The sequence below is a fragment of the Nonomuraea sp. NPDC005692 genome (genome assembly GCF_040631115.1).
Taxonomy (GTDB): domain Bacteria; phylum Actinomycetota; class Actinomycetes; order Streptosporangiales; family Streptosporangiaceae; genus Nonomuraea.
In genome coordinates, this window is the sequence record NZ_JBEXYU010000017.1 from 57,051 (window position 1) to 81,306 (window position 24,256).

21 protein-coding genes are annotated in these 24,256 nt (G+C 72.3%); 10 read left to right on the top strand and 11 right to left on the bottom strand.

What is annotated here, in order from left to right; all coding sequences use genetic code 11:
- Positions 1-111: 111 nt before the first annotated feature.
- Genes ABZ459_RS30040 through ABZ459_RS30080 form a run of 9 tightly spaced genes read right to left on the bottom strand, consistent with a single transcriptional unit; the run spans position 112 to position 9,586 of the window.
- Entirely contained in the window at positions 112-1,074 is a 963-nt protein-coding gene (locus ABZ459_RS30040) for a UDP-glucuronic acid decarboxylase family protein (RefSeq protein WP_357977226.1), read from the bottom strand.
- On the bottom strand, positions 1,071-1,943 hold the full coding sequence (locus ABZ459_RS30045) for a glycosyltransferase family 9 protein (protein ID WP_357977229.1): 873 nt from the start codon (positions 1,941-1,943) through the stop codon (positions 1,071-1,073). The genes ABZ459_RS30040 and ABZ459_RS30045 overlap by 4 nt, the downstream gene beginning before the upstream one ends.
- Positions 1,934-2,608: an SDR family oxidoreductase gene (locus tag ABZ459_RS30050; RefSeq protein WP_357977232.1), complete on the bottom strand. Its 675-nt coding sequence runs from the start codon at positions 2,606-2,608 to the stop codon at positions 1,934-1,936. The genes ABZ459_RS30045 and ABZ459_RS30050 overlap by 10 nt, the downstream gene beginning before the upstream one ends.
- Positions 2,605-3,948: a PfkB family carbohydrate kinase gene (locus ABZ459_RS30055; RefSeq protein ID WP_357977235.1), complete on the bottom strand. Its 1,344-nt coding sequence runs from the start codon at positions 3,946-3,948 to the stop codon at positions 2,605-2,607. Before ABZ459_RS30055 ends, ABZ459_RS30050 begins: the two co-directional genes overlap by 4 nt.
- Positions 3,948-4,496, bottom strand: coding sequence for an SIS domain-containing protein (locus ABZ459_RS30060; RefSeq protein ID WP_357977238.1), 549 nt, complete (start codon positions 4,494-4,496; stop codon positions 3,948-3,950). Before ABZ459_RS30060 ends, ABZ459_RS30055 begins: the two co-directional genes overlap by 1 nt.
- Before the next feature lie 2 nt (positions 4,497-4,498).
- Positions 4,499-5,689: a glycosyltransferase gene (locus ABZ459_RS30065; protein ID WP_357977241.1), complete on the bottom strand. Its 1,191-nt coding sequence runs from the start codon at positions 5,687-5,689 to the stop codon at positions 4,499-4,501.
- Complete coding sequence (locus ABZ459_RS30070; RefSeq protein WP_357977244.1) at positions 5,686-6,912, bottom strand: glycosyltransferase family 9 protein; 1,227 nt, start codon at positions 6,910-6,912, stop codon at positions 5,686-5,688. Before ABZ459_RS30070 ends, ABZ459_RS30065 begins: the two co-directional genes overlap by 4 nt.
- Positions 6,909-7,958, bottom strand: a complete 1,050-nt coding sequence (locus tag ABZ459_RS30075) for a glycosyltransferase (protein WP_357977247.1) — start codon at positions 7,956-7,958, stop codon at positions 6,909-6,911. Before ABZ459_RS30075 ends, ABZ459_RS30070 begins: the two co-directional genes overlap by 4 nt.
- Positions 7,955-9,586, bottom strand: a complete 1,632-nt coding sequence (locus ABZ459_RS30080) for a carbamoyltransferase C-terminal domain-containing protein (RefSeq protein WP_357977250.1) — start codon at positions 9,584-9,586, stop codon at positions 7,955-7,957. Before ABZ459_RS30080 ends, ABZ459_RS30075 begins: the two co-directional genes overlap by 4 nt.
- A gap of 173 nt (positions 9,587-9,759) precedes the next feature.
- Here ABZ459_RS30080 and ABZ459_RS30085 point away from each other — a divergent pair, with 173 nt between their 5' ends.
- From ABZ459_RS30085 to ABZ459_RS30095, 3 genes are all read left to right on the top strand, one after another.
- Positions 9,760-10,353 carry an HAD-IIIA family hydrolase gene (locus ABZ459_RS30085; RefSeq protein WP_357977253.1) on the top strand — a complete coding sequence of 198 codons (594 nt, stop codon included), beginning with the start codon at positions 9,760-9,762 and terminating at the stop codon, positions 10,351-10,353.
- Positions 10,350-11,270 carry a glycosyltransferase gene (locus ABZ459_RS30090; RefSeq protein ID WP_357977255.1) on the top strand — a complete coding sequence of 307 codons (921 nt, stop codon included), beginning with the start codon at positions 10,350-10,352 and terminating at the stop codon, positions 11,268-11,270. The genes ABZ459_RS30085 and ABZ459_RS30090 overlap by 4 nt, the downstream gene beginning before the upstream one ends.
- Positions 11,271-11,369: 99 nt before the next feature.
- Positions 11,370-11,654 carry a WhiB family transcriptional regulator gene (locus ABZ459_RS30095; protein ID WP_357977583.1) on the top strand — a complete coding sequence of 95 codons (285 nt, stop codon included), beginning with the start codon at positions 11,370-11,372 and terminating at the stop codon, positions 11,652-11,654.
- On the opposite strand, the gene ABZ459_RS30100 is transcribed toward ABZ459_RS30095, so the two are convergent.
- Entirely contained in the window at positions 11,590-12,054 is a 465-nt protein-coding gene (locus ABZ459_RS30100) for a peptide deformylase (protein WP_357977258.1), read from the bottom strand. The genes ABZ459_RS30095 and ABZ459_RS30100 overlap by 65 nt on opposite strands.
- Before the next feature lie 247 nt (positions 12,055-12,301).
- Between ABZ459_RS30100 and ABZ459_RS30105 the strand changes: the two genes are divergently transcribed.
- Positions 12,302-13,459 carry a uroporphyrinogen-III synthase gene (locus ABZ459_RS30105; RefSeq protein ID WP_357977261.1) on the top strand — a complete coding sequence of 386 codons (1,158 nt, stop codon included), beginning with the start codon at positions 12,302-12,304 and terminating at the stop codon, positions 13,457-13,459.
- A 463-nt stretch (positions 13,460-13,922) separates the two neighbouring features.
- Positions 13,923-14,660: a CbiX/SirB N-terminal domain-containing protein gene (locus ABZ459_RS30110; RefSeq protein ID WP_357977264.1), complete on the top strand. Its 738-nt coding sequence runs from the start codon at positions 13,923-13,925 to the stop codon at positions 14,658-14,660.
- Between the two features lie 643 nt (positions 14,661-15,303).
- On the opposite strand, the gene ABZ459_RS30115 is transcribed toward ABZ459_RS30110, so the two are convergent.
- Positions 15,304-16,158, bottom strand: coding sequence for a PAC2 family protein (locus tag ABZ459_RS30115; protein ID WP_352325653.1), 855 nt, complete (start codon positions 16,156-16,158; stop codon positions 15,304-15,306).
- 307 nt (positions 16,159-16,465) lie between these two features.
- On the opposite strand from ABZ459_RS30115, the gene metH reads away from it, so the two are divergent.
- The 5 genes from metH to ABZ459_RS30140 all read left to right on the top strand — a co-directional run bounded on the left by metH (position 16,466) and on the right by ABZ459_RS30140 (position 24,246).
- Positions 16,466-19,930: a methionine synthase gene (metH, locus tag ABZ459_RS30120; RefSeq protein WP_357977268.1), complete on the top strand. Its 3,465-nt coding sequence runs from the start codon at positions 16,466-16,468 to the stop codon at positions 19,928-19,930.
- A 21-nt stretch (positions 19,931-19,951) separates the two neighbouring features.
- Positions 19,952-20,593, top strand: coding sequence for an HAD family phosphatase (locus ABZ459_RS30125; protein ID WP_357977271.1), 642 nt, complete (start codon positions 19,952-19,954; stop codon positions 20,591-20,593).
- Between the two features lie 85 nt (positions 20,594-20,678).
- Positions 20,679-21,143, top strand: a complete 465-nt coding sequence (locus tag ABZ459_RS30130; RefSeq protein WP_357977274.1) for a cellulose synthase — start codon at positions 20,679-20,681, stop codon at positions 21,141-21,143.
- Positions 21,144-21,417: 274 nt separating this feature from the next.
- Complete coding sequence (locus ABZ459_RS30135; protein WP_357977277.1) at positions 21,418-22,416, top strand: ABC transporter permease; 999 nt, start codon at positions 21,418-21,420, stop codon at positions 22,414-22,416.
- 63 nt (positions 22,417-22,479) lie between these two features.
- Positions 22,480-24,246 (top strand): ABC transporter substrate-binding protein, encoded by a 1,767-nt coding sequence (locus ABZ459_RS30140; RefSeq protein WP_357977280.1) that lies wholly within the window; start codon positions 22,480-22,482, stop codon positions 24,244-24,246.
- Positions 24,247-24,256 lie beyond the last annotated feature (10 nt).

The window sequence follows — 24,256 nt, forward strand, 5'->3', positions numbered from 1 at the left end:
CGGCCCCAGGCACAGGCGGGGGCGTGGCGTCCGGGTGACATGGTCGTGGGCCGGGTTCTCGCACCCGGCCCACGACCTCCCGTGGAGTCGCCGATCGCTCGGCGTTCTCCGTCACACACGCAGCTCCTCGAACCTGTCGTTCGCGGCGAGCTCCGCGGTGAACCACTCGATCGTGCGCCGCAGGCCCTCCTTGGCGGGCACCTCCGCCCGCCAGCCCAGCCGTTCGGCGGCCAGGGTGGTGTCGGGCCGGCGCACCTTCGGATCGTCGGCGGGCCGGTCGATGAACTCGATCTCCGAGGCCGAACCGGTCAGGTCGCGGATGAGGGTGGCCAGGTCCAGCATGGTCAGCTCGTCCGGGTTGCCGATGTTGACCGGGCCGGTGAAGTCGCTGCGGGCCATGGCCAGGATGCCCGAGACGGTGTCGTCCACGTAGCAGATCGACCTGGTCTGGGAGCCGTCGCCGGTGATGGTCAGCGGCTCGCCCTTCAGCGACTGCCGGATGAACGTCGGGATCGCCCGGCCGTCGAACGGCCGCATCCGCGGGCCGTAGGTGTTGAAGATGCGCACGATCCCGGTGTCGGTGCCGCGCGAGTGCCGGTAGGCGGTGGTCAGCGACTCGGCGAAGCGTTTGGCCTCGTCGTACACGCTGCGCGGGCCGACCGGGTTGACGTTCCCCCAGTACGTCTCCTTCTGCGGGTGCTCCAGCGGGTCGCCGTACACCTCGCTGGTGGACGCCAGGACGAACCGGGCGCCCTTCTCCCTGGCCAGCCCGAGCGCGTGCAGGGTGCCCACGCTGCCCACCCGCAACGTCTCGATCGGGTAGCGCAGGTAGTCGGCCGGCGAGGCGGCCGAGGCGAAGTGCAGCACCAGGTCCACCCGGCCCGGGACGTGCACGTACCCGGTCAGGTCGCTCTCGATGAGCCGGAAGGCCGGGTTGTCCAGCAGGTGCTCGACGTTGCGCGGGCCGCCGGTCAGGAAACTGTCCATGCAGATGACCTCGGCGCCCTCGTCCAGCAGGCGTTCGCACAGGTAGGAACCGAGGAAGCCGGCTCCGCCGGTGACCAGAGCCCTCATGACGTGACCTCCAGAGCTGCGTCGACCACTTCCGACACCTCGATCCTGAGCAGGCCGGGGTCGGGGCGCAGGCCGTGCGGGTCGCCCTTGCGGCCGGCCCACAGGGCCACGTGCCGCCATCCGGGCGGCGGCCCCCACTCCGACGGCGGCACCGGGCCGAACAGCACCACCGACGGCACACAGAACGCCGTCGCCAGGTGCGCGACCCCCGTGTCGCCGCAGACCACCAGCCGGGCCCGGCTGACCAGGTCGATCAGGTCGGCCAGACCGGTACGGCCGGCCAGCATGCGCTCCGGCGGCAGCCCGGCCAGCTCGGCGACCTTCCTGGCGATCGGCACCTCGTCGGCGTTGCCGGTGACGACCACGTCGTCCAGCGCCGCCGCGACCTTGCCGAACCGCTCGGGCGGCCAGCGCCGCGCCGGGTAGGCGGCCCCCGGATGCACGATCACCGGACCCGTCCGGTCGGAGATGCCGAGCGTCAGGTCCTCCGGGTCGGCGGGGATGCCGTGCCACTCCAGCAGGCCGCACCAGCGCCGCACCTCGTGCACGCCGTCCTGCCACGGCGGGCCGACGCCGAAGCTGATCAGCCGGCCCGGGTCGGTGGCGCGCAGCGCCTCGATGCTCTGCGGCCCCTTGCCGTGCAGGTTGACCGCGATGTCGGGCCGCTGGAACGGCACCGGGCCCGGCCCCGACACGTCCACCTGGGCGTCCACCGCGCCGATCAGCGGCAGCAGGGCCTCCAGGGACCTCGGCGCGGCCAGCGTGATCCGGTGCCCGGGAAAGGACTGCCGCAGCGCCCGCAGCGCGGGGACGGCCGTGAGCAGGTCGCCCAGGCCGAGCCCGCGCAGCGCCAGCAGTTCTAGGGCCATGACGTCTCCGTGGAGGGGCAGACGACCAGCTCTCTGACCTCGCACCCGGCCGGCTGCCGGAGCGCGAACACGACGGTCTGGGCGACGTGGGCCGGGTCGTTCAGCCCCGCCTCCGGGCCCGGCTTGTACTGCTCGGGACGCCCGTCGAAGAAGCCCGTCCGCATGCCGCCCGGGATCAGCAGGGTCACCCCCACCTCGCCGCGCAGCTCGACCGCCAGCCCCCTGGTGAAGCCGACGACGCCGAACTTGGAGGCCGAGTACGCCGAGGCGTCGCTCAGCGGGCGCAACCCGAGCGTCGAGGCGCAGGTCACCACCTTGCCGCGGGTCCGCTTCAGGTACGGCAGCGCCGCCCGGACGACGGCGGCCGTGCCGAGCAGGTTGACCTGGATCACCCGCTCCCAGTCGTCGGCGGGCACGTCCTCCAGGCGTCCGCAGGCGTCGATGCCGGCCGCGGTCACCACACCGTCCAGGCCGCCGGCCCGCTCGGCGAGCTCGCGTACGGCCCGCTCGGCCTGCCCGCGGTCGGCCAGGTCGGCCGTGACGTGGTCGAAGCGCTGGTCCGGCTCGCGCACGTCGACGACGAGCGCCCGCCAGCCCTCCTTCTCGACCGCCTCGGCGGTGGCCAGGCCGAGACCGGAGGCGCCCCCGGTGATCAAAATATTCACTGGATCTCCCTGATCAGATTGCTGGTCGAACGTCCCGGCAGCGTGCTGAGCGCGACGAACTCGGCGCCGAGCCGCTCCAGGACCTCTGACTCGGGCAGGACTTCCCCCTCGTAGTCCCCGCCCTTCACCCACACGTCGGGCCGCAGCAGCTCGATGGACTCGGCCGGGGTGTCCTCCTCGAACACCAGGACCGCGTCCACGCAGCTCAGCGCCCGCAGCACCTCGACCCGGTCACGCGCGTCGACGACGGGCCTGGACGGGCCCTTCAGCCTGCGCACCGAGTCGTCGGAGTTGACGCAGACGACGAGAGCGTCGCCCAGCGCCCTGGCCCGCCGCAGGAGGCTCACGTGCCCCGCGTGCAACAGGTCGAAACAGCCGCCGGTGGCGATCAGCCGGCCGCCCTGCGCGCGGGTGAGCCTGGCCACCTCCAGCGCGGTGCGCGGCCGGTCGCCGAGCCGCTGTTCCTGGGTCCTGACGGTGGCGGCCCCGCCGCGCTCGACGAAGCGCGAGGCCTCGCCGACGCCGATGGTGACCGCCTCCTCGACGTCCGCGCCGTCGCGCAGCGCGAGCGCCGCGGCGCCGGCGAGCCGGTCGCCCGCGCCGCACGCGTCCTGCCCGGCCGCCGTCACCGGGGGCGGCACCCGCGTCAGCGGGCCGCCCTGGACGGCCAGCGTGGCGCCGGTGCCGCCGGTGGTGACCGCCACGGCTCCCGCGCGCAGCTCCCGCACCAGGCGGCGGGCCGCATGGTCGGGGCCGCGGTAGCCGTCCGGGCACAACATCCTGGCCTCAGCCTCGCTCGGCGTCAGCAGCGTGCAGCCCGGCATGGGCGGCCCGCCCCGGGGATGCGGGTCCCACACGACCGGTACGCGGGCCTCGCGCAGCAGCTCCCGGGCCATGCCGGCCACGCCCCTGCCGTAGTCGGAGACCAGCACGGCGCCGGCGCGGGCCAGCACGGCCGTGATCTCCTCGGGGATCTCGCCGGGCGGGTCGGACCGGGCGAGGCCGTCGCCGCTGTCGAGCCTGAGCATGGTCTGGCCCCTCGACCTGACCCTGGTCTTGCGCACGGTCCCGCCGTTCAGCGGCAGGCGTACCAGCTCGACCTCCTCCGACAGCAGCGCGCACAGGCGGTGACCGTCGGGGTCGTCGCCGATCGCGGTGATCAGCACCACCTCCGCGCCGTCCCGCGCGGCCAGCAGCGCGGCCAGCCCGGCGCCGCCGGGGCGGGCGTGCTCGGCCGCGATGTCGACCACCGGGACCGGCGCGTCCGGGCACAGCCGCTCGCTGTCGCCCTCGACGTCCACGTCGAGCAGTGTGTCGCCGATGACGACGAGGGGGCCCATCAGACGGCCTCCTCGATGGCGTCGCAGAGCAGGTGGATCATGGCGAGGTGCACCTCCTGGACGGTGGCCGTCTCCTGCGCGGGCACGGCCACCGCCTCGTCGCACAGGTCGGCCAGCGGGTTCGGCGCGGGCCCGGTCAGCGCCCAGGCGACGACGCCGACCTCCTGCGCCGCCCTGGCCGCGGCCAGCACGTTCGGGCTGCCACCGCTGGTCGACAGGCACATCAGCACGTCACCGGGACGGCCGTGCGCCCGCACCTGGCGGGCGTAGACCTCCTCGTGGCCGAAGTCGTTGGCGATCGCGGTCATCGAGGAGCTGTCGCCGTGCAGCGGGATCGCCGCGTACGGCGGCCGGTCGGCCCTGAAGCGGCCCACCAGCTCGGCCGTCAGGTGCTGGGCCTCGGCCGCCGACCCGCCGTTGCCGCAGGCCAGCAGCCGGCCGCCGGCCGACAGCACGCCGGCCAGCTTCCCGCCCCAGGCACGGATGGTGACCGCGTGGTCGTCGACCTTCTCCAGCGTGGTCCAGAGCTTTTCCAGATGTCTGTCCATGATCAACCCCCCAGAGCGGCCAGGCGGCAGAGCCTGCCGTCGATGACCTGCGTGTACACCGCCTCGGTCTGCTCGGCGATGCGGGACCAGCCGTACCGCTCGCGGGCCCGCCGCGCTCCCGCGGCGCCCAGCGCCGCCCGCCTGCCCGGGTCGGCGAGCACGTCGCGCAGCGCCCTGGCCAGCGCCCGCGGGCGTCGCGGGGGGACCAGCACGCCGCAGCCGGCGACCGTGTCCAGGTGGCCGCCGACCGCCGAGGCCACGACGGGCACGCCGCAGGCCATCGCCTCGATCGGGACCATCCCGAACGGCTCGTACCAGGGCACGGTGACCACGACGTCGGCCGAGCGCATCAGCGCCGGCACGTGCGTGCGCGGGACGCTGCCGATCAGGTGCACCCGGTTCTGGAGCCCATAGGCGAGGGCCAGGTCGCGCAGCCGCTCGGTCTCCTCCTCGTCGTCCGGGCCGCCGCCGGCGATCACCAGGTCGGCGTCCGGGATCTGGCGCAGCGCGGCGATCAGGGTGTCCACGCCCTTGCGCGGCACCATCCGGCCGATGCTGAGCACCACCTTGGCGCCCGCGCGCGGCGCGACCGGCCCCTGCGGGCGGAACGCCGTCAGGTCCACCCCGCAGGGCACGACCGTGACGCGCCGCTCGGGCACGCCCATCGCGCACAGCTCGCTCACCTCGTCGCTGCAGGTGGCCAGCACCGCGTCGGCCCGCTTGCCGATCTCGCGCTCGGTGTCGATCCGGTGCGCCGGGCTGGTGTCGGCCTCGCCCTGCCAGCGCCGCTTCACGGTCCCGAGCGCGTGGAAGGTCTGCACCACCGGCACGCCCCCGGCGGCCCGCAGGGCCGCCTGGCCGCTCATCCAGAAGTGCGCGTGGGCCACGTCCGGCGGGTCCGACGCCCAGCGGTCGGCCAGGCGTTCGGTGAACTCCGGCATGTACGGCGGCAGCTCGTCCTTCGGCACGACCGCGGCCGGGCCCGCCGTGACGTACTCGACCGTGACGCCGGGCGCCATGGTCACCGCGTCGGGCTGCGACCGCGCCGAGCGTCTGGTGTGGACGACGACCGTGTGCCCGCGCTCGGCCAGTGCGACGGCCAGGTGCGCGACGTAGACGTTCTGCCCGCCCGCGTCCACGCCACCGATGGCCGCCAGCGGATCGGCGTGTTCGGAGATGAGATCGACCTTCACTGCGTCAGCTCCCTCACTGCCTTGACCACCTGCTCACTTGTCACCAGGGACAGGCACGGGTGCCCGGCCACCGGACAGGTGCGCGCCCTGCTTCCCGAGCAGGGCGCCTGCTGGTCGCCGAGCAGCACCGTGGGCACGCCGTACGGGGCCCATCGAGCGGCGGGGACGACAGGGGCGAACAGGCTCACGACCGGTGTGCCGACCGCCGCGGCCAGGTGCGCGGGACCGGTGTTGCCGGCCACCAGCACACTGGCGCCTTCGATCACGGCGGCCAGTTCGGCGAGCGTGGTCCTGCCTCCGAGGTCGACTGCCGCGTCGCAGGCCACGTAGGCGGTGAGGTCACGTTCCTTGCCGGTCACGACGACCTGGTGCCCGTCGTCCACCAGCTCCCTGACGGCCTGCCGATGCCTCTCGGCCGGCCACGTTCTGGCGGGGGCTGACGTCCCTGGATGCACCACGACGTACGAGCGTTCATCGGCAGCGCCGCCGACGCCTAGGAAATGCCCGCTTTCCCGGCCGATATCCGGCAAGGGCCGCCGAACAGCCAGTTTGCCGTCGTCGCCGGGTGGCAGATCGAACCCGGCCGCCCGCGCGACGGCCAGCATGCGCTCGGCCTCGGGCACGTCGAGCGTCTCGTCCACGACGTGCCGGACGTCCAGGAGCGAGCCGGGGTAGTCGTTGCTGATCGCGCAGACGCGCCGCACGCCGGCCATCCGCAGCAGCAGGGCCAGCGGCAGCGCCGACTGGTGGAAGGAGGTCAGGAGCAGCGCCTCGTCCACGCCCTGGACCCGGGCGATCAGGTCGGCGACCTGGGCGTTGGACACGGCGGCGGGGGAGTGGTCGATCCACGGCGCCCGCCACTCGATCACCCGGTCCACGCCGGGCAGCAGCTCGGCGGCGGCCCGGCCGTTGGGGCCGGCCAGGAAGACCAGCTCGTCGGCGAGCGTGCGCACGGCCCGGGTGGCGGGCCCGGCCAGCAGGACGTCTCCGGCGTCGTCGAGCCGCGCCACCAGGACGCGTCCCCGGCCGCCGCCGTGCTCTGCCGCCGCCTGGCACACCGCTGCCTCCAGCGTGCCGGCCGCCGCCGTGGTCTCCGCCGTGGTCTCCGCGGGCGCGGCCTCCGTGGCCGCGGGCTTGTGGGCGGCCCGTCCGGCCTTGCCGCGGCGCTGCGTGGCGTTCGCACGGCTGCGGCCGCACCGAGCCGCCGGATCGCGACGTCTCATCGCCGCCACCTCCATTCCCCCCGAAGCCGGTGCACGCAGGCGACCGGCGGGATCACCACGCTGGTGACGGCCATGCGCCACACCTCGCGCGGGGTACGCGGCCCTGGGGCGATGCGCCGCCAGGCGAACTCGGCGGTCATCGCGGCCCACAGGGCTCCGGCGACCGCGGCCAGCACCGGCAACGCCCGCCACCCGCCGGCCGCGCCCCGCCTGCCGGGCCGCTGGTCGAGCCGCCTGCCGGGCCGCCTGCCGGGCCGCCTCTCGGGCCACCGGTCCGGGCGCCCTCTCCCGGACGGGCGGGCCACGGTGGCGGCCAGGCCGAGGGCGGCGGCCGTGAACGCGGCGGCCGAGGTGACGGCGTGGCGGCGCAGCCGGCCGCCCGAGCCGCCGATGGCCTGACGCCAGCGCGGCCCGTGCAGGTGCCGCATCAGCGCGTCGTCGGCGTTGCCGCGCTGGAAGCGCACGCTCGCCCAGAACCCGTCCTCGCGCACCGGGTGCGTGGTCACCCGCTCGCCCGCGACCAGCCGGTGGCCCGCCCGTGCCACCCGCAGGGCGATGTCGGCGTCCTCCCGGTAGGCCCGGGGGAAACGTTCGTCGAACCCGCCCGTCTGCTCCAGCACCGAACGCCGGTAGGCCATGTCGGCCGTCACCCACAGCGCGTCCGACAGCCCCAGCGTGTGCCGCTCGGCGTCGGTGGGCCGCCGGCCGGCCGGCCGCGGCACCTCGATCCGGCCCTGGCTGCCGCCCACGTCGTCGGGCAGGTCCACCAGGTCCTTCCAGACCGCCTCGGCCCACCCGGGCGCGGGGATCACGTCGTCGTCGAGGAACACCACCCAGGGCGTCCCGGCGGCCCGCCAGCCGGCGTTGCGCGCGGCGGCCGGGCCCCGGCCGCCCGAGCGCACGACCCGCACATGGTCGGGCAGCTCCAGCGCGGCGGCGGCCGCCCGGCGGTCGTCCACCACGATCACCGGCACCGTCCGGCCCACCGCCGCCAGCGTCTCCCGCAGCGTGGCGCGGCCGATGGTGGGGATCACGACGGTGATCACGAGGCGAACACCTCCCCGCGCCGCACCAGGTACGGCCCCAGCGCCAGCACGTCCACCGGCGAGGAGCCGAAGCACTCCAGCGCGTCCCGCGGGTCGTCGACCATCGGCCGGCCCGCGGTGTTCAGGCTGGTGTTGACCACCACCGGCAGCCCAGTGCGCGCCTCGAACTCGGTCAGCACCCGCGCCATCAGCGGGTCGTCGGCCGGCGAGATCGTCTGGATGCGCGCGGTGCCGTCCACGTGCACCACCGCCGGGATGCGGTCCCGCCAGGGCTCGCGCACGTCGTGCACGAACAGCATGTACGGCGAGGGCACCGGCCCCCGCCCGAAGATCTCCGGCGCCCTGGACTCCAGGACCATGGGCGCGATCGGCCGGAACTGCTCCCGGCCCTTGACGTCGTTGAGCCGCTCGGTGTTGCCCGGGTGCCCCGGATGGGCCAGCAGCGAGCGGCGTCCGAGCGCCCGCGGCCCGTACTCGGACCGGCCCTGGAACCAGGCCACGATCCGGTCGGCGGCCAGCTCGGCGGCCACCGCCGCGCCCAGGTCGGCCGGCCGCGTGTACGGCACCCGCGCCACGTCCAGCCAGGCGCCCAGCTCCTCGTCGGTGAACCCGCGCCCGAGCGCCGCGCCCGGCATGGGACCGGCCGGCTCGCCGTAGGTCTGCGCCAGGTGCAGCGCGCCGCCCAGCGCCGTGCCGGAGTCGCCGGCGGCCGGCTGGGCCCACACCTCGTCGAACGGCCCCTCGTCCAGCAGCCGGGTGTTGGCCACGCAGTTCAGCGCCACTCCGCCGGCCAGCGCGAGCCGCCGTTCGCCGGTGCGCTCGTGCAGCCAGCGGGCCAGCTCCAGCAGCACCTCCTCCAGCCGGGCCTGCACGCTGGCGGCCAGGTCGGCGTGGTCGGAGGTCCAGGGCTCGCCCATGGCCAGCGCCTTGACGTAGACGTTCCAGTCGACCGGCTCGACGCGGAAGCCCCCGTCGCCGGTCGTGTAGATGATCTCGCGCAGCGACTCCAGGTGGCGCGGCCGGCCGTAGGAGGCCATGGCCATGACCTTGTACTCGTCGCTGGAGCGCAGGAAGCCCAGGTGCTGGGTGACGTCCTCGTACATCAGGCCGAGCGAGTGCGGCAGCTCCTGGGCGGCCAGCACCTCCAGCTCGCCGTCGCGGTAGCGGCCGGCCAGGTGCGAGACGTTCTCGCCGCGCCCGTCGCACACCAGCACCGCGCAGTCGCGCCAGGGGGAGGCCAGGCCGGCCGAGGCGGCGTGCGCCACGTGGTGCGGCACGTACGAGACCTGCCCGGCGTCCAGGCCCGGCAGCGCGGTCGCCAGGAAGGCGGGGGCCCTGACGGCGTACCGGGTGCGCAGGTCCTCCCAGTCGCCCTCCGGCCGCTGGACGACCAGCGCCGGGTCGTAGGAGTAGGCCACGGCGTCCAGGTCCTCGGGGGACAGGCCCGCCTCCTGCAGGCACCAGGCGGCGGCCTGCTCGGGCAGCTCCCAGGCGGAGAACGCCAGCGGCCGTTTGCCGTGCTTGCGGCGGCTGAAGCGCTCCTCCTCCGCCGCGGCCACGATCTTCCCGTCGACGACCAGGGCCGCGGCCGGGTCGTGGAAGATCGCGTTGATGCCGAGAAACTTCATCGTTTCCTCCCCCGCAGATGTCAAGAACCGCTACCGAGAGAAGCGGCTCTCAAACCTGGGACTACCTCGGGAGATGCGAAAACGGGCGTAATCGCCTGGGGTTGGTCACTCTGAGTAGTTGTTTGCCGGGTGGCGGCCCGGGTAGCTGCCGGATCACGCGACGGAGGTGAAAGGTGTTCGAAAAGCGACGTCCCGGGGCCGTCCTCTTCGACCGGGACGGAACCTTGATCAAAGACGTGCCGTACAACGGCGACCCTCGCCTCGTCGAGCCCATGCCGGGAGCGGTCGAGGCGCTCGGCAGGCTCCGCCGGGCCGACGTGCCCGTCGCGGTGGTCACCAACCAGTCCGGCGTGGCCAAGGGCCTGCTCTCGCCGGACGAGATGGACCAGGTGAACGCCAGGGTGGAGGAACTGCTCGGGCCGTTCGACGCCTGGGCCATCTGCGTGCACGACGACGCCGACGGCTGCACCTGCCGCAAACCGGCGCCGGGGCTGGTGATCAGGGCGGCCGCCGTCCTCGACGTCAGCCCGCGCGACTGCGTGGTGGTCGGTGACATCGGCCGGGACATGGAGGCGGCCAGGGCCGCGGGGGCCCGGGGCATCCTCGTGCCGACCAGGCAGACGCTGGAGGAGGAGATCGAGCAGGCGGCCGAGGTCGCCGAGGATCTCACCGACGTCGTCGACCGGGTGCTCAGCGCGCCCGAGGTGCCCGTGGCGGCGGCCTCGTCCGCGCCCTGGGCCCGGGCCATGGGCTGGAGCCGCTGGTGAGGATCCTCATCTGGCACGTCCACGGCTCGTGGACCAGCGCCTTCGTCAGCGGGGGCCACGACTACGTGCTGCCGCTCGTCCCCGGACGGGGTCCCGACGGCCGGGGGCGCGCCGCCACCTACGACTGGCCGGACAACGTCCGCGAGGTGCCCTACGACCGGCTCCGCGACGAGCCGATCGACGTGGTCGTTTACCAGCGGCCGCACGAGATCGACCTGGCCCGCGAATGGCTCGGCCGCGCGGTGCCCGGCGTGTACGTCGAGCACAACACCCCGGCCGGCGACGTCCCGCGCACGAGGCATCCGCTGTCCGGCCAGAGTGACATCACGATCGTCCATGTGACCCACTTCAACGAGCTGTTCTGGGACAACGGCCGGGCGCCCACCCGCGTGATCGAGCACGGCGTCCCCGACCCCGGCCACCTGTACACCGGCGAGCTGGCCAGGGCCGGCGTCGTGGTCAACGAGCCGGTACGCCGTACCAGGGTCGCCGGCACCGACCTGCTGCCGCGCTTCGCCGAGCGCGTACCGCTGGACGTGTTCGGCATGAAGGTGGACGGCCTGCCGTACGGCACCTACGAAGACCTGCCGCAGCACGTCATGCACGCCGCCCTGGCCCGCAGACGCGCCTACCTGCACCCCTACCGCTGGACGTCGCTGGGCCTGGCCCTCATCGAGGCCATGACCCTCGGCCTGCCCGTCGTGGCGCTGGCCACGACCGAGGCCGTCGAGGCGGTGCCGCAGGAGGCCGGGGTGATCTCCACCAGGGTGGACGTGCTGGCCGACGCCCTGCACGCCTTCGTCACCGACCCCGAGCGGGCCGCCCAGGCGGGCAAGGCCGCGCGGGCCGCCGCGCTGGCCCGCTACGGCCTGCCCAGGTTCCTGCGGGACTGGGACCGGCTGCTGGCCGAGATCTGAGCCGGGATCCGAGCCGGGATCCGAGCCGGGATGTGAGCTGGGAACTGAGCCGGGATCTGACAGGTATGACGCCGAAAGGCATGGGTAGGCGCGATGAGCATGATGATGCTCAACTGGTCACGCAGGGCAGCCTGCCTGGAACTGGACCCCGAACTGTTCTTCCCGATCTCGCTCGAAGGCCCCGGCCGCTCGCAGGTCGAGAAGGCCAAGACGATCTGCGGCCGGTGCCCCGTGCGCCGGCCCTGCCTGCAGTACGCGCTGGACACCCGGCAGGCGCACGGCGTGTGGGGCGGCACCGACCCCGAACAGCGGCGTGAGCTCAGCTCGCCGGCAGTGCCTCGGCAAGAAAGCGTTCCCGCTCCTCAGCTTCGAGGTGGTCGCTGAACAGCACCCCGTCGAGATGATCGGCCTCGTGTTGCAGCACCCTCGCCAGCACGCCCAGCGCCCGTAGCGTCACCGGCTTGCCGAACATGTCGCGGCCGCGCGCCGTGACCATGTAGGAGCGTTCCAGCGGACGCCAGAGGCCCGGCGCCGACAGGCACGCCTCGTCGGCGGTGATCCGCCGCTCCGACAGCTCCAGCCGCGGGTTGACCAGATGACCGGAACGACCGTCGTAGGAGTAGACGAGCACCCGCACCGGCTCGCCGATCTGCGGGGCCGCCAGGCCGGCCCGGCCCGTGCCCGCCCGCAGGGTGAGCGTCAGCGACTTCACCAGGCGCCGCAGCTCCCGGTCGAAGTCGTGCACCGGCTCCGCCACCACGCGGAGCACCGGATCGTCGAACACGCGAATAGGCCGGACCGTCACCCGCAACTCCCCGAAACGCCGCGATCGTCATGCGGAACGGTTCCCGTCGCCGGATCCCCTCAACCCTGAAGGCCGGGCCTTGTAGCACAGCGGTAACAGCGGAGACCCAAGGGCGAAACCACCCGAAAGCAGGATCGGGGGTGATCTCACTTGCGTCGCCCGCGCCTGTGATGCCCGGCCGGGCGCTCGGGGCCCGGCCGGGCCCCGCCAGCCCGGAGGTACCGGCATGACCACCCTTTCTGAAGGGTCTCCCGAGACGGCGCCCGACGCGCTGGCCGGGTTCACCGTCGGGGTGACCGCCACGCGGCGGCGGGAGGAGTTCGCCGCGCTGCTGGCGCGGCGCGGCGCCCGTGTCGTCAGCGCCCCCGCCATCCGCCTGGTGCCCCTGGCCGAGGACGCCGACCTGCTCGCCGCCACCCGGCGCACCCTCCAGGCCCCCCTGGACGACGTGGTCGTCACCACCGGCGTCGGCTTCCGCGGCTGGATGGCCGCCGCCGAGGGCTGGGGCCTGTCCGCCGACCTCGGCGACCACCTCGGCCGGGCCCGGCTGCTCACCCGCGGCCCCAAGGCCAAGGGAGCCGTACGGGCCGCCGGGCTGACCGACCACTGGACCCCCGTCACCGAGTCCTGCGACGAGGTCAAGGAGTACCTGCTCGCCCAGGACCTGCGCGGCCGGCGCATCGCGGTCCAGCAGCACGGCGAGCCGCTCACCGCCTTCGTGGCCGACCTGCGCGCGGCCGGGGCCGAGGTGATCGAGATCCCGGTCTACCGGTGGCTGCCCTGCCGCGACGGCTCGCCCCTGCGCCGCCTGATCAGCCAGACGGTCTCCGGCGCCGTGGACGCGGTGGCCTTCACCAGCGCGCCCGCCGTCCACGCCATGCTCGGCGCGGCCCGCTCCGACGGGCTGGAGGACGCGCTGCTGGCCGCGTTCGGCGGGCCCGTCGTGGCCGCCTGCGTGGGGCCCGTGACGGCCGAGCCGCTGACCTCTCGTGGCGTACGCGTCCTGCAGCCCGACCGTTCCCGTCTCGGCGCCCTGGCCCGCGCCCTGGCCAGACACCTGCCCGAGCACGGGGTCACCCGGCTGGTCGCGGGCGACCACCGCCTGGAGGTACGCGGCCACGCCGTCGTCGTGGACGGCGACCTGCGTCCGCTGCCGCCCGCGCCGATGGCGGTGCTCAAACGCCTGGCCGACAAGCCGGGCCACGTGGTCTCCCGCGCCGACCTGCGTACGGTCCTGCCGGGCAGCGCCGTCCGCGACTCGGCCGAGCACGCGGTGGAGATGGCCGTCACCCGGCTGCGCCGGGCCCTGGGGCCGAGCGGCATCGTCGAGACGGTCGTCAAACGCGGCTACCGCCTGGCCTGCCCCCACGAGCCAACCCCATGACCCCCACCACCTCACCACCCCATCCCCCAGCAACCCAGCCACCCCAGTACCCCAACACCCCACGAACCCCAGCACCCCCAATGGACCCCAGCCATCCGCACGGACCCCAGTCACCCGCACGGACCCCAGTCACCCGCACGGACCCCAGTCACCCGCACGGACCCCAGTCACCCGCACGGACCCCAGTCACCCGCACGGACCCCAGCCACCCCTACGAACCCCAGCCACTTCCACGAACCCCAGCCACCCCACCCCATGAACCGCGACCAACCCCTCCAACCCCACCCACCCCGACCCGCCGCCGGGCGGCGGGCCAGCTCTCGTGCGTGCGCCGGTCCTCGTACGTGCGCTGGGTCTCGTGAATGCGCCGGATGTCGTGCGTGCGCCCGATGTCGTGGGTGCGTGCGATGTCGTGCGCGCACCTGCTCTCGTGCGCGCGTCCGCTCTGGTGGGTGCGACCCCTTTGGCGAGTGAGTCCGTGCCCGAGGACGGGCCGCTGCCCACGCTGGTGCTGGCTGCGCATGGGACGCGGAGCGCGGCGGGGGAGCGGGCCCTGGCCGCGCTGACCCGTTCGGTCCGCAGGGCACGGCCGGGGTGCCGGGTCGAGATGAGCTTTCTGGAGATCAGTTCGCCGCTCCTCGCCGACGTTCTGCCGGCCGTGCCTGGGCCGGTGGTGGTCGTGCCGTTGCTGCTGGCCGGTGGCTACCACGTGCACGTCGACCTGCCCGAGGTCGTCGCCGCCCGCCGTCCGGACGCGCTGGTGGCCGGCCGGCTGGGGCCACACGGCCTGCTGACCTCGGCGCTCGTCCGCACGTTGGCCCACGCGGGGCTGCGCGCCGCCGACACGGTGATCCTGGGAGCGGCGGGCTCGTCCGACCCCGCGGGGCTCGCCGACGTGCGCGCCGCGGCCCGGCGGCTCTCGGTACGCCTGTCGCGGCCGGTCACGGCGGCCTTCGCCACCTCGGGAACGCCGTCGCTGCCCGACGCGGTGGACCAGGCGCGCAGGACGTCTCGTGGCCGGGTGGTGGTGGCCTCGTACGTGCTGGCCCCCGGCTTCTTCCACGACCGGCTGGACGCCTCGGGCGCCGACCTCGTCACCGCCCCGCTCGCCCCGGACCCCGCCGTGACCGCCCTGATCTGGCACCGCTACGACCAGTCCGTCAAACACCGACGCCCCCACCCGGCCCCCGCCCAGAGGTAACCCGACCTCAAGTGCCCCGGAATCCACCCACGCGACCTCACATGCCCCGGAATCCAGCCACGCGACCTCACAGGCATTCAGACGTGCGCCCTCCTGAGTCCGGCCCGGGGATGTAGCCACACGACCTCAGGGCCCCGGCCTGGCCCTCAGGAGTGCTCGCGGAGTCAGCCGCCGGGTGTGGAGGACCGTGCCGCGGGACTGCCAGGGGAGCAGGCCGTCGGGTGTGATGACTTGAGCCGGGATGAGCTCCGGAACCAGCCGTCGGGTGCGGGCGGCCAGAGCTGGGATGAGCCCCGGAGCCAGCCGTCGGGCGCGGGCGGCCCGAGCCGGGGTGCGTCTCGGAGTCAACTGTCAGGCGTGGCGGCCCTCGAGTGACCTCACAGCCCCAGCCTAGGAGGTGGCCGAGCGACCCCTCAGCTTCCGGCCTCGGGATGCAGGCACGCGACCTCACAGCCCTGGCCTCATGGATGCAGACGTGCGACCTCCTGAGTCCGGCCTGGGATGTAGCTACCCGACTTCAAGCCCCGGCCTGGCGCTCAGAACTGCTCGCGGAGTCAGCCGTCGGATGTGGAGGACCGTGCCGCGGGACTGCCAGGGGAGCAGGCCGTCGGGTGTGACGGCTCGAGCCGCGATGTGCCGCGGGTCAGCTGTCGGTGTCGCGGTCGCGGCGGCGCAGGTAGCGCTCGAACTCGGCGGCGATCGCGTCGCCGCTCGCCTCGGGCAGCTCGGCCGCGTCCTTGCGCTCCTCCAGCTCCTTGACGTATTCGGCCACCTCGCTGTCCTGCGAGGCCAGCTCGTCGACGCCGCGTTCCCAGGCGCGCGCCTCCTCGTCGAGGTCGCCGAGCGGCATCGGGATCTCCAGCACGTCCTCCATGCGGCGCAGCAGCGCGAGGGTGGCCTTCGGGTTGGGGGGCTGGGCGACGTAGTGGGGCACCGAGGCCCACAGCGAGATCGCGTCGAGCCCGGCCTCGCCGAAGGCGTGCTGGAGCACGCCGACGATGCCGGTGGGGCCCTCGTAGCGGCTGAGCTCCAGGTTGGTCGAACGGGCCAGCGCCTCGTCGGTGGCCCCGCCCAGGATCGGCACGGGACGGGTGTGCGGCGAGTCGTTGAGCAGCGCGCCCAGCATCACCGCCAGCTCGACGCCCAGCTCCCGGCAGACCTGGATGATGTCGGCGCAGAACGAGCGCCAGCGCATGTTGGGCTCGATGCCGCGCAGCAGCACGACGTCGCGCTCGCTGCCCGGCGGACGGGCGTGGAACAGCCGCGTAGTGGGCCACACGATGGACCGGGTCAGCCCGTCGCCCATCTCCACCACGGGACGGGTGACCTGGAAGTCGTAGTAGTCGTCGGGGTCGAGCGCGATCAGCGGCTCGGCCTTCCAGGACGACTCGAGATGGGCGATCACACCGCTGGAAGCCTCGCCCGCGTCGTTCCACCCCTCGAACGCGGCAATGAGCACCGGGTCGACGAGCTCGGGGAGCCCTTCGAGCTCGATCACGTGTCGCCTCCTCTCTCCCTCATCGCGCTAAGCCTATGCGGTAAGCAGGCGTCGGCGTCACCGATCTCCCCGCGAACGCTCCGAGCCACCGGCCCACCCCTTTCGCCCAGCCCACCACGCGACTATCCCCCGTCCCACCGCGCTCACCCCTCCCTTCCGTTCGCCCCTAGCGGATCACCCCGGAAGGGGGCGGACCGCCCGCCGGAACGACACGGAAGGAGCCGGGCGGGCCCGCCGCTATTGGACGCCGGGTCAATTGACAGGCGGAAGAATAGGCCGTCGGGACTCAGCCGATAAGCTCTACGGCATGAGCATCTCCCCGTCCTTCCGAGAAGTGTTGTCCCAGCGCGTGATCGTGGCCGACGGGGCTATGGGCACGATGCTCCAGGCGCAGGACCCGACGCTCGACGACTTCGAGGGGCACGAGGGCTGCAACGAGGTCCTCAACGTCACCCGCCCCGACATCGTCCAGGGCGTGCACGACGCGTACTTCGCCGTCGGCGTCGACTGCGTCGAGACCAACACCTTCGGCGCCAACCTGGCCGCGCTCGGCGAGTACGACATCGGCGAGCGCGTCTTCGAGTACTCCGAGGCCGGCGCCCGGATCGCCCGCGAGCGGGCCGACCACTGGTCCACGCCCGAGCAGCCGCGCTTCGTCCTCGGCTCGATGGGGCCGGGCACCAAGCTGCCGACGCTGGGCCACCTGCCCTACCGGAGCCTGCGCGACGCCTACCGCGACAACGCGGCCGGCCTGATCGCGGGCGGCGCCGACGCGCTCATCATCGAGACCTGCCAGGACCTGCTCCAGGTCAAGGCCGCCGTCATCGGCGCCAAGCGGGCCGTCGAGGCCGCCGGCCGGGATGTCCCGATCATCGCCCAGGTGACGATCGAGACCAACGGCGCGATGCTGCTCGGCTCGGAGATCGGCGCCGCGCTCACCGCGATCGAGCCGCTCGGCGTCGACATCGTCGGGCTCAACTGCGCGACCGGCCCGGCCGAGATGAGCGAGCACCTGCGCTACCTCGCCCGCCACTCCCGGCTCAAGCTGTCCTGCATGCCCAACGCCGGCCTGCCGGTGCTCACCTCCGACGGCGCGTACTACCCGCTGTCGGCGCAGGAGCTGGCCGACGCGCACGAGACCTTCGCCCGCGACTACGGCCTGTCGCTGGTCGGCGGCTGCTGCGGCACCACCCCCGAGCACCTGCGCCAGGTGGTCGAGCGGGTGCGCGGCAAGGAGCCGGTCACGCGCCGCCCCCACCCCGAGCCCGGCGCCTCCTCCCTCTACCAGACGGTCCCCTTCCGCCAGGACACCTCCTACCTGGCCATCGGCGAGCGCTGCAACACCAACGGCTCCAAGGCCTTCCGCGAGGCGATGCTGGAAGGCCGCTGGGACGACTGCGTGGAGACCGCCCGCGACCAGGCCCGCGACGGCGCCCACATGCTCGACCTGTGCGTCGACTACGTCGGCCGCGACGGCGTGGCCGACATGAAGGAGCTGGCCTTCCGCTTCGCCACCGCCTCCACGCTGCCGATCATGCTCGACTCCACCGAGCCCGCCGTGCTCCAGGCGGGCCTGGAGATGCTCGGCGGCCGGGCGGCCGTCAACTCCGTCAACTACGAGGACGGCGACGGCCCCGACTCCCGCTTCCAGAAGATCATGCGCCTGGTGCGCGAGCACGGCGCGGCGGTCGTCGCGCTGACCATCGACGAGGAGGGCCAGGCCCGCACCGCCGACTGGAAGGTGCGCGTGGCCTCCCGCCTCATCGACGACCTGACCGGCAACTGGGGCATGCGCGTCGAGGACATCATCGTCGACTGCCTGACCTTCCCCATCGCGACGGGCCAGGAGGAGACCAGGCGCGACGGCCTGGAGACCATCGAGGCCATCCGCGAGCTCAAGCGCCGCTACCCGGGCGTGCAGACCACGCTGGGGCTGTCCAACATCAGCTTCGGCCTCAACCCGGCCGCCCGCATGGTGCTCAACTCGGTGTTCCTCAACGAGTGCGTCAACGCCGGCCTCGACTCGGCCATCGTGCACGCCTCCAAGATCCTGCCGATGGCCCGCATCCCCGACGAGCAGCGCCAGGTCGCGCTCGACATGGTCTACGACCGCCGCCGCGAGGGCTACGACCCGCTGCAGCGCTTCATGGACCTGTTCGAGGGCGTCGACGCCGCGGCCATGCGCGCCGGCAAGGCCGAGGAGCTGGCCGCGCTGCCGCTGTGGGAGCGGCTCAAGCGGCGCATCATCGACGGCGAGCGCAAGGGCCTGGAGGCCGACCTCGACGACGCGCTCACCCAGCGGCCCGCGCTGGAGATCATCAACGAGGTGCTGCTCGACGGCATGAAGACGGTCGGCGAGCTGTTCGGCTCCGGCCAGATGCAGCTGCCGTTCGTGTTGCAGTCGGCCGAGGTGATGAAGGCCGCCGTGGCCTACCTGGAGCCGCACATGGACCGCGTCGAGGGCGAGACCAAGGGCCGCATCGTGCTGGCCACGGTCAAGGGCGACGTGCACGACATCGGCAAGAACCTGGTGGACATCATCCTGTCCAACAACGGCTACCAGGTGGTCAACCTCGGCATCAAGCAGCCGGTCTCGGCCATCCTGGAGGCCGCCGACGAGCAGAAGGCCGACGTGATCGGCATGTCCGGGCTGCTGGTGAAGTCGACGGTCATCATGAAGGAGAACCTGGAGGAGATGAACTCCAGGGGCCTGTCGGAGAAGTACCCGGTGCTGCTCGGCGGCGCCGCGCTCACCCGCGCCTACGTCGAGCAGGACCTCGCCGAGCTGTTCGAGGGCGAGGTGCGCTACGCCCGCGACGCGTTCGAGGGGCTGCGGCTGATGGACTCGTTCATGGCCGTCAAGCGCGGCGTCGCGGGCGCCACGCTGCCGCCGCTGCGCGAGCGGCGGGTCAAGACCGGCGCGGTGCTGCAGCGCACCCCGGTCGAGGAGCTGCCGGCCCGCTCCGACGTGGCCGCCGACAACCCGGTGCCGGCGGCGCCCTTCCACGGCGACCGCGTGGTCAAGGGCATCTCGCTGGCCGAGTACTCCGCCTTCCTCGACGAGCGCGCCCTGTTCCTGGGCCAGTGGGGCCTCAAGCCCACCAGGGGCGGCGACGGGCCCGGCTACGAGGAGCTGGTCGAGACCGAGGGCCGGCCCAGGCTGCGCATGTGGCTGGAGCGCATGCAGACCGAGGGCCTGCTGGAGGCGGCCGTCGTCTACGGCTACTTCCCGTGCGTCAGCGACGGCGACTCGCTGATCATCCTGGGCGACGACGGCAACGAGCGCACCCGCTTCACCTTCCCGCGCCAGCGCCGCGACCGGCACCTGTGCCTGGCCGACTTCTTCCGGGGCAAGGACTCCGGCGAGGTCGACGTCGTCGGCTTCCAGGTGGCCACCATGGGCGCGAAGATCTCCCAGGCCACCGCCGAGCTGTTCGCCAAGGACGCCTACCGCGACTACCTGGAGCTCCACGGCCTGTCGGTGCAGCTCACCGAGGCGCTGGCCGAATACTGGCACGCCCGGGTGCGCGCCGAGTGGGGCATCGGCGGCCAGGAGACGCTCGACGACATGCTCAAGGTCAACATCCAGGGCTGCCGCTACTCCTTCGGCTACCCGGCCTGCCCCAACCTGGAGGACCAGCAGCAGCTGTTCGAGCTGCTCGACCCGGGGCGCATCGGCGTCAGCCTGTCGGAGGAGTTCCAGCTCCACCCCGAGCAGGCCACCTCGGCGCTGGTCGCGCACCACCCCGAGGCCAAGTACTTCAACGTCTAGTTCGTCATCGGGGGAAAGCACGTGGAAGCGGTCTTCTTCGACATGGACGGCCTGCTCGTCGACAGCGAGAAGGTCTGGCTGGAGATCGAGACCAGGGTGATGGCCAGGCTCGGCGCCGAATGGACGCCGCAGCACCAGGCGCACCTGGTCGGCGGGTCCATGGAGCGCACGCTCGACTACATGCTCGCAGTCTCCGGGGCCGACGTGCCGGCGCCGACGGTGCAGGAGTGGATGGTCGCCGGCATGGTCGAGCGCCTGGCGGACGGCGTCGCCGTCATGCCGGGGGCCGCGGAGCTGCTGGAGGCGCTGCGCGACGAGGGGGTGCCGGTCGGCCTGGTCACCTCGTCGATGCGGGAGATCGCCGACGCCGTGCTGAAGGGCTTCGGCGAAGATCGCTTCGACCTCGTCGTCACCGCCGCCGACGTCGAGCGGACCAAGCCCGACCCCGAGCCCTACCTCAAGGCCGCCGGGCTGCTCGGCGTCGAGCCGGTGCGCTGCGTGGTGCTGGAGGACTCCCCCAACGGCGTGGCGGCCGCCACGGCGGCGGGCTGCGCCGTCGTGGCCGTCCCCAACCTGCTGCCGGTCGAGCCGGCCCCCGGCCGTCTGGTGGTCTCCTCGCTGGCCGACGTCGGCGTCGCCGATCTGCGCGCCCTGATCCCCTAGGGGGCGTCTGGTCCTCGCGGAGGAGAGGCTCCCGGCGTTTCGCGTGCCAGGATGGAAGGCGTAGTCGAGACGAGGGGCGGCCGTAATGTTCAATCAGATCGCCTGGTTGCCGCTGTGCGCCGGGGTGACGGCGGTAGGGCTGGTGCTGAGCTTCCTGGCCTTCAGGCGCCGGGGCGCGGCCGCGGGGATGAGGCTGGCGGCCTGGTCCCTGCTGCCGGTGGCGGCCTACCTGACCGGCGCGCTCAGCGCGCTGTGGACGATCGGGGCGACCGCGGTGGGGTTCGTCACCGGGCTGGTGCTCAACCCGATGGTGTGGGCCGGTGTGGCCGTGGCGGGTCTGGCCGCCGTGCTGTTCGTGGTCTCCGGGGTGATGCGCGGCCGCAGGCTGTCCTTGGGGCGCAAGAAGAAGGCCGCTCCCGAGCCGGGCGGGAAGCCGCCGGTTCAGCCCGTAGCGAACAAACCCCAGCCGTCGGTGGCCCCGAAGGCCCCCAAGAACGACGATGACTTCTCCGATATCGAAGCGCTTCTGAAGCGCCGCGGCATCAGCTGATTTCGGACAGAAACGGTCCAGGATCGGCACTGTCACAGTTCCGAGACCCAACCGGGACGGGCCGTAGACATTCACATCAAGATCGATACGAATAAGTTTCGCGTCAATCACAGTTGAGCCACATCGAGCGCTGAGGGACTGGTCACACCAGCTCAGGCCATAGATTCTGCCTCCTGGGGCCGCGACTCTGCGGACTCGCCTTGCACGGGCGCACTACCCTGACCGGGTCGCGCCGACACGGACGACGTCGTCTGGAATCCAGGGGGCCACTGGCATGACCGCACCGCTCGATGTTCCTGACTCGGCCGTCGAGGCCGGGCCGGAGACCGTTCTTGAGGGGGCGGAGTCTTCAGTCATCCGGGGGCGTTCCCTCGGGCAGATCGCCTGGATGCGCCTCAAGCGCGACCGCATCGCGATGATCGGCGGCATCGTCATCATCCTGCTGATCCTCGTGGCGATCTTCGCGCCGCTGCTGGTGTCGTGGTTCGGTCACGACCCGGCCGAATGGCACCGGGAGAAGATCGACCCGGCGATCCAGGCTCCGATCGGCGCCTTCGGTGGCATGAGCTGGGACTTCCTGTTCGGTGTCGAGCCCACCACGGGCCGCGACCTGTTCAGCCGAATCCTGTACGGTGCCCGCATCTCGCTGCTGATCGCGTTCTTCGCGACCCTGCTGTGCGTGGTGATCGGCACCGTGATGGGGATGATCGCCGGCTTCTTCGGCGGCTGGATCGACACCGTCATCTCCCGCCTCATGGACATCTTCCTCGCCTTCCCGCTGCTGGTGTTCGCGCTGGCGCTGGCCGGCGTCATCCCCGACAAGGCGTTCGGCATGTCGGGCGACACCCTCAGGATCAGCCTGCTGGTGTTCATCATCGGCTTCTTCAACTGGCCCTACATCGGGCGCATCATCCGGGGCCAGACGCTCTCCCTGCGCGAGCGGGAGTTCGTCGACGCCTCCAGAAGCCTGGGCGCGCGCAGTCACACGATCCTGTTCAAGGAGATCCTGCCCAACCTGCTGGCGCCGATCCTCGTGTACTCGACGCTACTGATCCCGTCGAACATCCTGTTCGAGGCCGCACTTTCCTTCCTCGGCGTGGGCGTGCGGCCGCCGACCCCGACGTGGGGAGGCATGCTGGCTGAGGCCGTCCACAACTACGACGTGGCGCCCAACTTCATGATCTTCCCCGGCCTCGCGATCTTCATCACCGTGCTGGCGTTCAACCTGCTCGGTGACGGTCTTCGGGACGCCTTCGATCCCAAGGCCCGATAAGGCCTCGTGAGTAGTTATCCGCAAGTTCTCTCAACTCCTAGATTCAAGGGGTGTGTCAGGTCGATGAAGATGAGATCTAAGGCGTCGGCGATCGCGGTGACCGCCGCTCTCGCCGTGGTCGTCTCCGCGTGTGGTGGCGGCGGTGGCAGCAAGAACACCAGCGGCTCGGGCAGCGACGACAAGCCGTCCAGCAAGTACAACGCGGGCGTGACGGCGGTCATCAACCCGTCGGAGAAGGTCGGCGGCACCCTTCACATGGGCATGCCCGGCGACTTCGACTCCGTCGACCCGGGCGACATGTACTACGGCTACGCCTGGAACTTCGCCCGCCTCTACACGCGCGCGCTCACCATGTTCAAGCCGGTCCCCGGCGAGGAGGGCCTGCAGCTCGTCGGCGACCTGGCCGAGGGCCTGGGCACGCCGAGCGACGGCGGCAAGACGTGGACGTACAAGCTGCGCAAGGGCATCAAGTTCGAGGACGGCACCCCGGTGACCTCCAAGGACGTCAAGTACGGCGTGGCGCGCTCGCTGGACAAGGACATCCTGCCCAGCGGCCCGACGTACTTCAACGACTGGCTCGACGTCGGCAGCTACACCGGCCCGTACAAGATGAAGAACAAGCTCGACGACTTCAAGGCGATCGAGACCCCTGACGACCAGACCATCGTCTTCCACCTGAAGAAGGCGTACGGCGGTTTCGACTACTTCGCCATGCTCCCGCAGACGGCCCCCGTGCCCGTGGCCAAGGACACCGGCTCGAAGTACAAGGAGCACCCGGTCGCGACCGGCCCGTACATGTTCAAGGCGCACGAGCTCACCAAGCGCATCGAGCTCGTCAAGAACCCGAACTGGGACGCGGCGACCGACCCCAACCGCAAGCAGCTCAACGACTCGATCGAAGTGCTGCTGGGCCAGAACGAGGACGACCTCGACCAGCGCCTGCTCTCCGGCAAGATCGACGTCAAGGTCAACAGCACCGGCGTGGCGGCCAACGCCCGCAAGACGGTCCTGACCGACGAGAAGGTCAAGCAGTACGCCGACTCGGCCCCGATCGACCGCACCTGGTTCACCAACATCAACGGTGACGTGCCGCCGTTCGACAACATCCACTGCCGCAAGGCCGTGCTGTACGCGACCGACCGCTCGGCCATCCAGGGCGCCTACGGCGGCCCGGACGCCGGTGGCGACGTGGCCCTCAGCCTCATGCCGGCCAAGATGACCGGCTACGAGAAGATCGACCCCTACGGCGTCGAGGCCAACCCGACCGGTGACATCGCCAAGGCCAAGGAAGAACTGGCGGCCTGCGGCCAGCCCAACGGCTTCAGCACCACCATCTCCTTCCGCAACGAGCGCTCGGCCGAGAAGCAGACCGCCGAGTCGCTGCAGCAGTCGCTCGGCCGCGTGGGCATCAAGCTGGAGCTCAAGGGCTTCCCGCAGGGTGACTACTTCAAGCTGTACGCCGGCAAGCCCGACTTCGCCAAGAAGAACAACCTGGGCCTCATGGTCTACGGCTGGGGCGCCGACTACCCTGAGGGCTTCGGCTTCTTCCAGCAGATCGTCGACAGCCGGGTCATCCGTCCCGCCGGTAACACCAACCTCGGCGTGAAGGACCCCAAGATCGACGAGCTGATCGACCAGGCCGCCGGGGAGACCGACGCGACCAAGCGCAACAGCATCTGGGCCGCCGTCGACAAGCAGGTCATGGAGTCGGGCTACATCCTTCCCTACGTCTGGGCGCACGGCCTGTTCTACCGTCCGCCGCAGCTGAAGAACGTCTTCGTCTCCCAGAACTGGGGCATGTACGAGTTCCTCACGCTGAGCACCCAGTAGCAACGGCGCT

Coding starts and splice junctions, on each gene's coding strand:
- ABZ459_RS30040 (WP_357977226.1), bottom strand. CDS start 1,074: ATGAGGGCTCTGGTCACCGGCGGAGCCGGCTTCCTCGGTTCCTACCTG.
- ABZ459_RS30045 (WP_357977229.1), bottom strand. CDS start 1,943: ATGGCCCTAGAACTGCTGGCGCTGCGCGGGCTCGGCCTGGGCGACCTG.
- ABZ459_RS30055 (WP_357977235.1), bottom strand. CDS start 3,948: ATGGGCCCCCTCGTCGTCATCGGCGACACACTGCTCGACGTGGACGTC.
- ABZ459_RS30060 (WP_357977238.1), bottom strand. CDS start 4,496: ATGGACAGACATCTGGAAAAGCTCTGGACCACGCTGGAGAAGGTCGAC.
- ABZ459_RS30070 (WP_357977244.1), bottom strand. CDS start 6,912: ATGAGACGTCGCGATCCGGCGGCTCGGTGCGGCCGCAGCCGTGCGAAC.
- ABZ459_RS30080 (WP_357977250.1), bottom strand. CDS start 9,586: ATGAAGTTTCTCGGCATCAACGCGATCTTCCACGACCCGGCCGCGGCC.
- ABZ459_RS30095 (WP_357977583.1), top strand. CDS start 11,370: ATGATGATGCTCAACTGGTCACGCAGGGCAGCCTGCCTGGAACTGGAC.
- ABZ459_RS30105 (WP_357977261.1), top strand. CDS start 12,302: ATGACCACCCTTTCTGAAGGGTCTCCCGAGACGGCGCCCGACGCGCTG.
- metH (WP_357977268.1), top strand. CDS start 16,466: ATGAGCATCTCCCCGTCCTTCCGAGAAGTGTTGTCCCAGCGCGTGATC.
- ABZ459_RS30130 (WP_357977274.1), top strand. CDS start 20,679: ATGTTCAATCAGATCGCCTGGTTGCCGCTGTGCGCCGGGGTGACGGCG.
- ABZ459_RS30135 (WP_357977277.1), top strand. CDS start 21,418: ATGACCGCACCGCTCGATGTTCCTGACTCGGCCGTCGAGGCCGGGCCG.
- ABZ459_RS30140 (WP_357977280.1), top strand. CDS start 22,480: ATGAAGATGAGATCTAAGGCGTCGGCGATCGCGGTGACCGCCGCTCTC.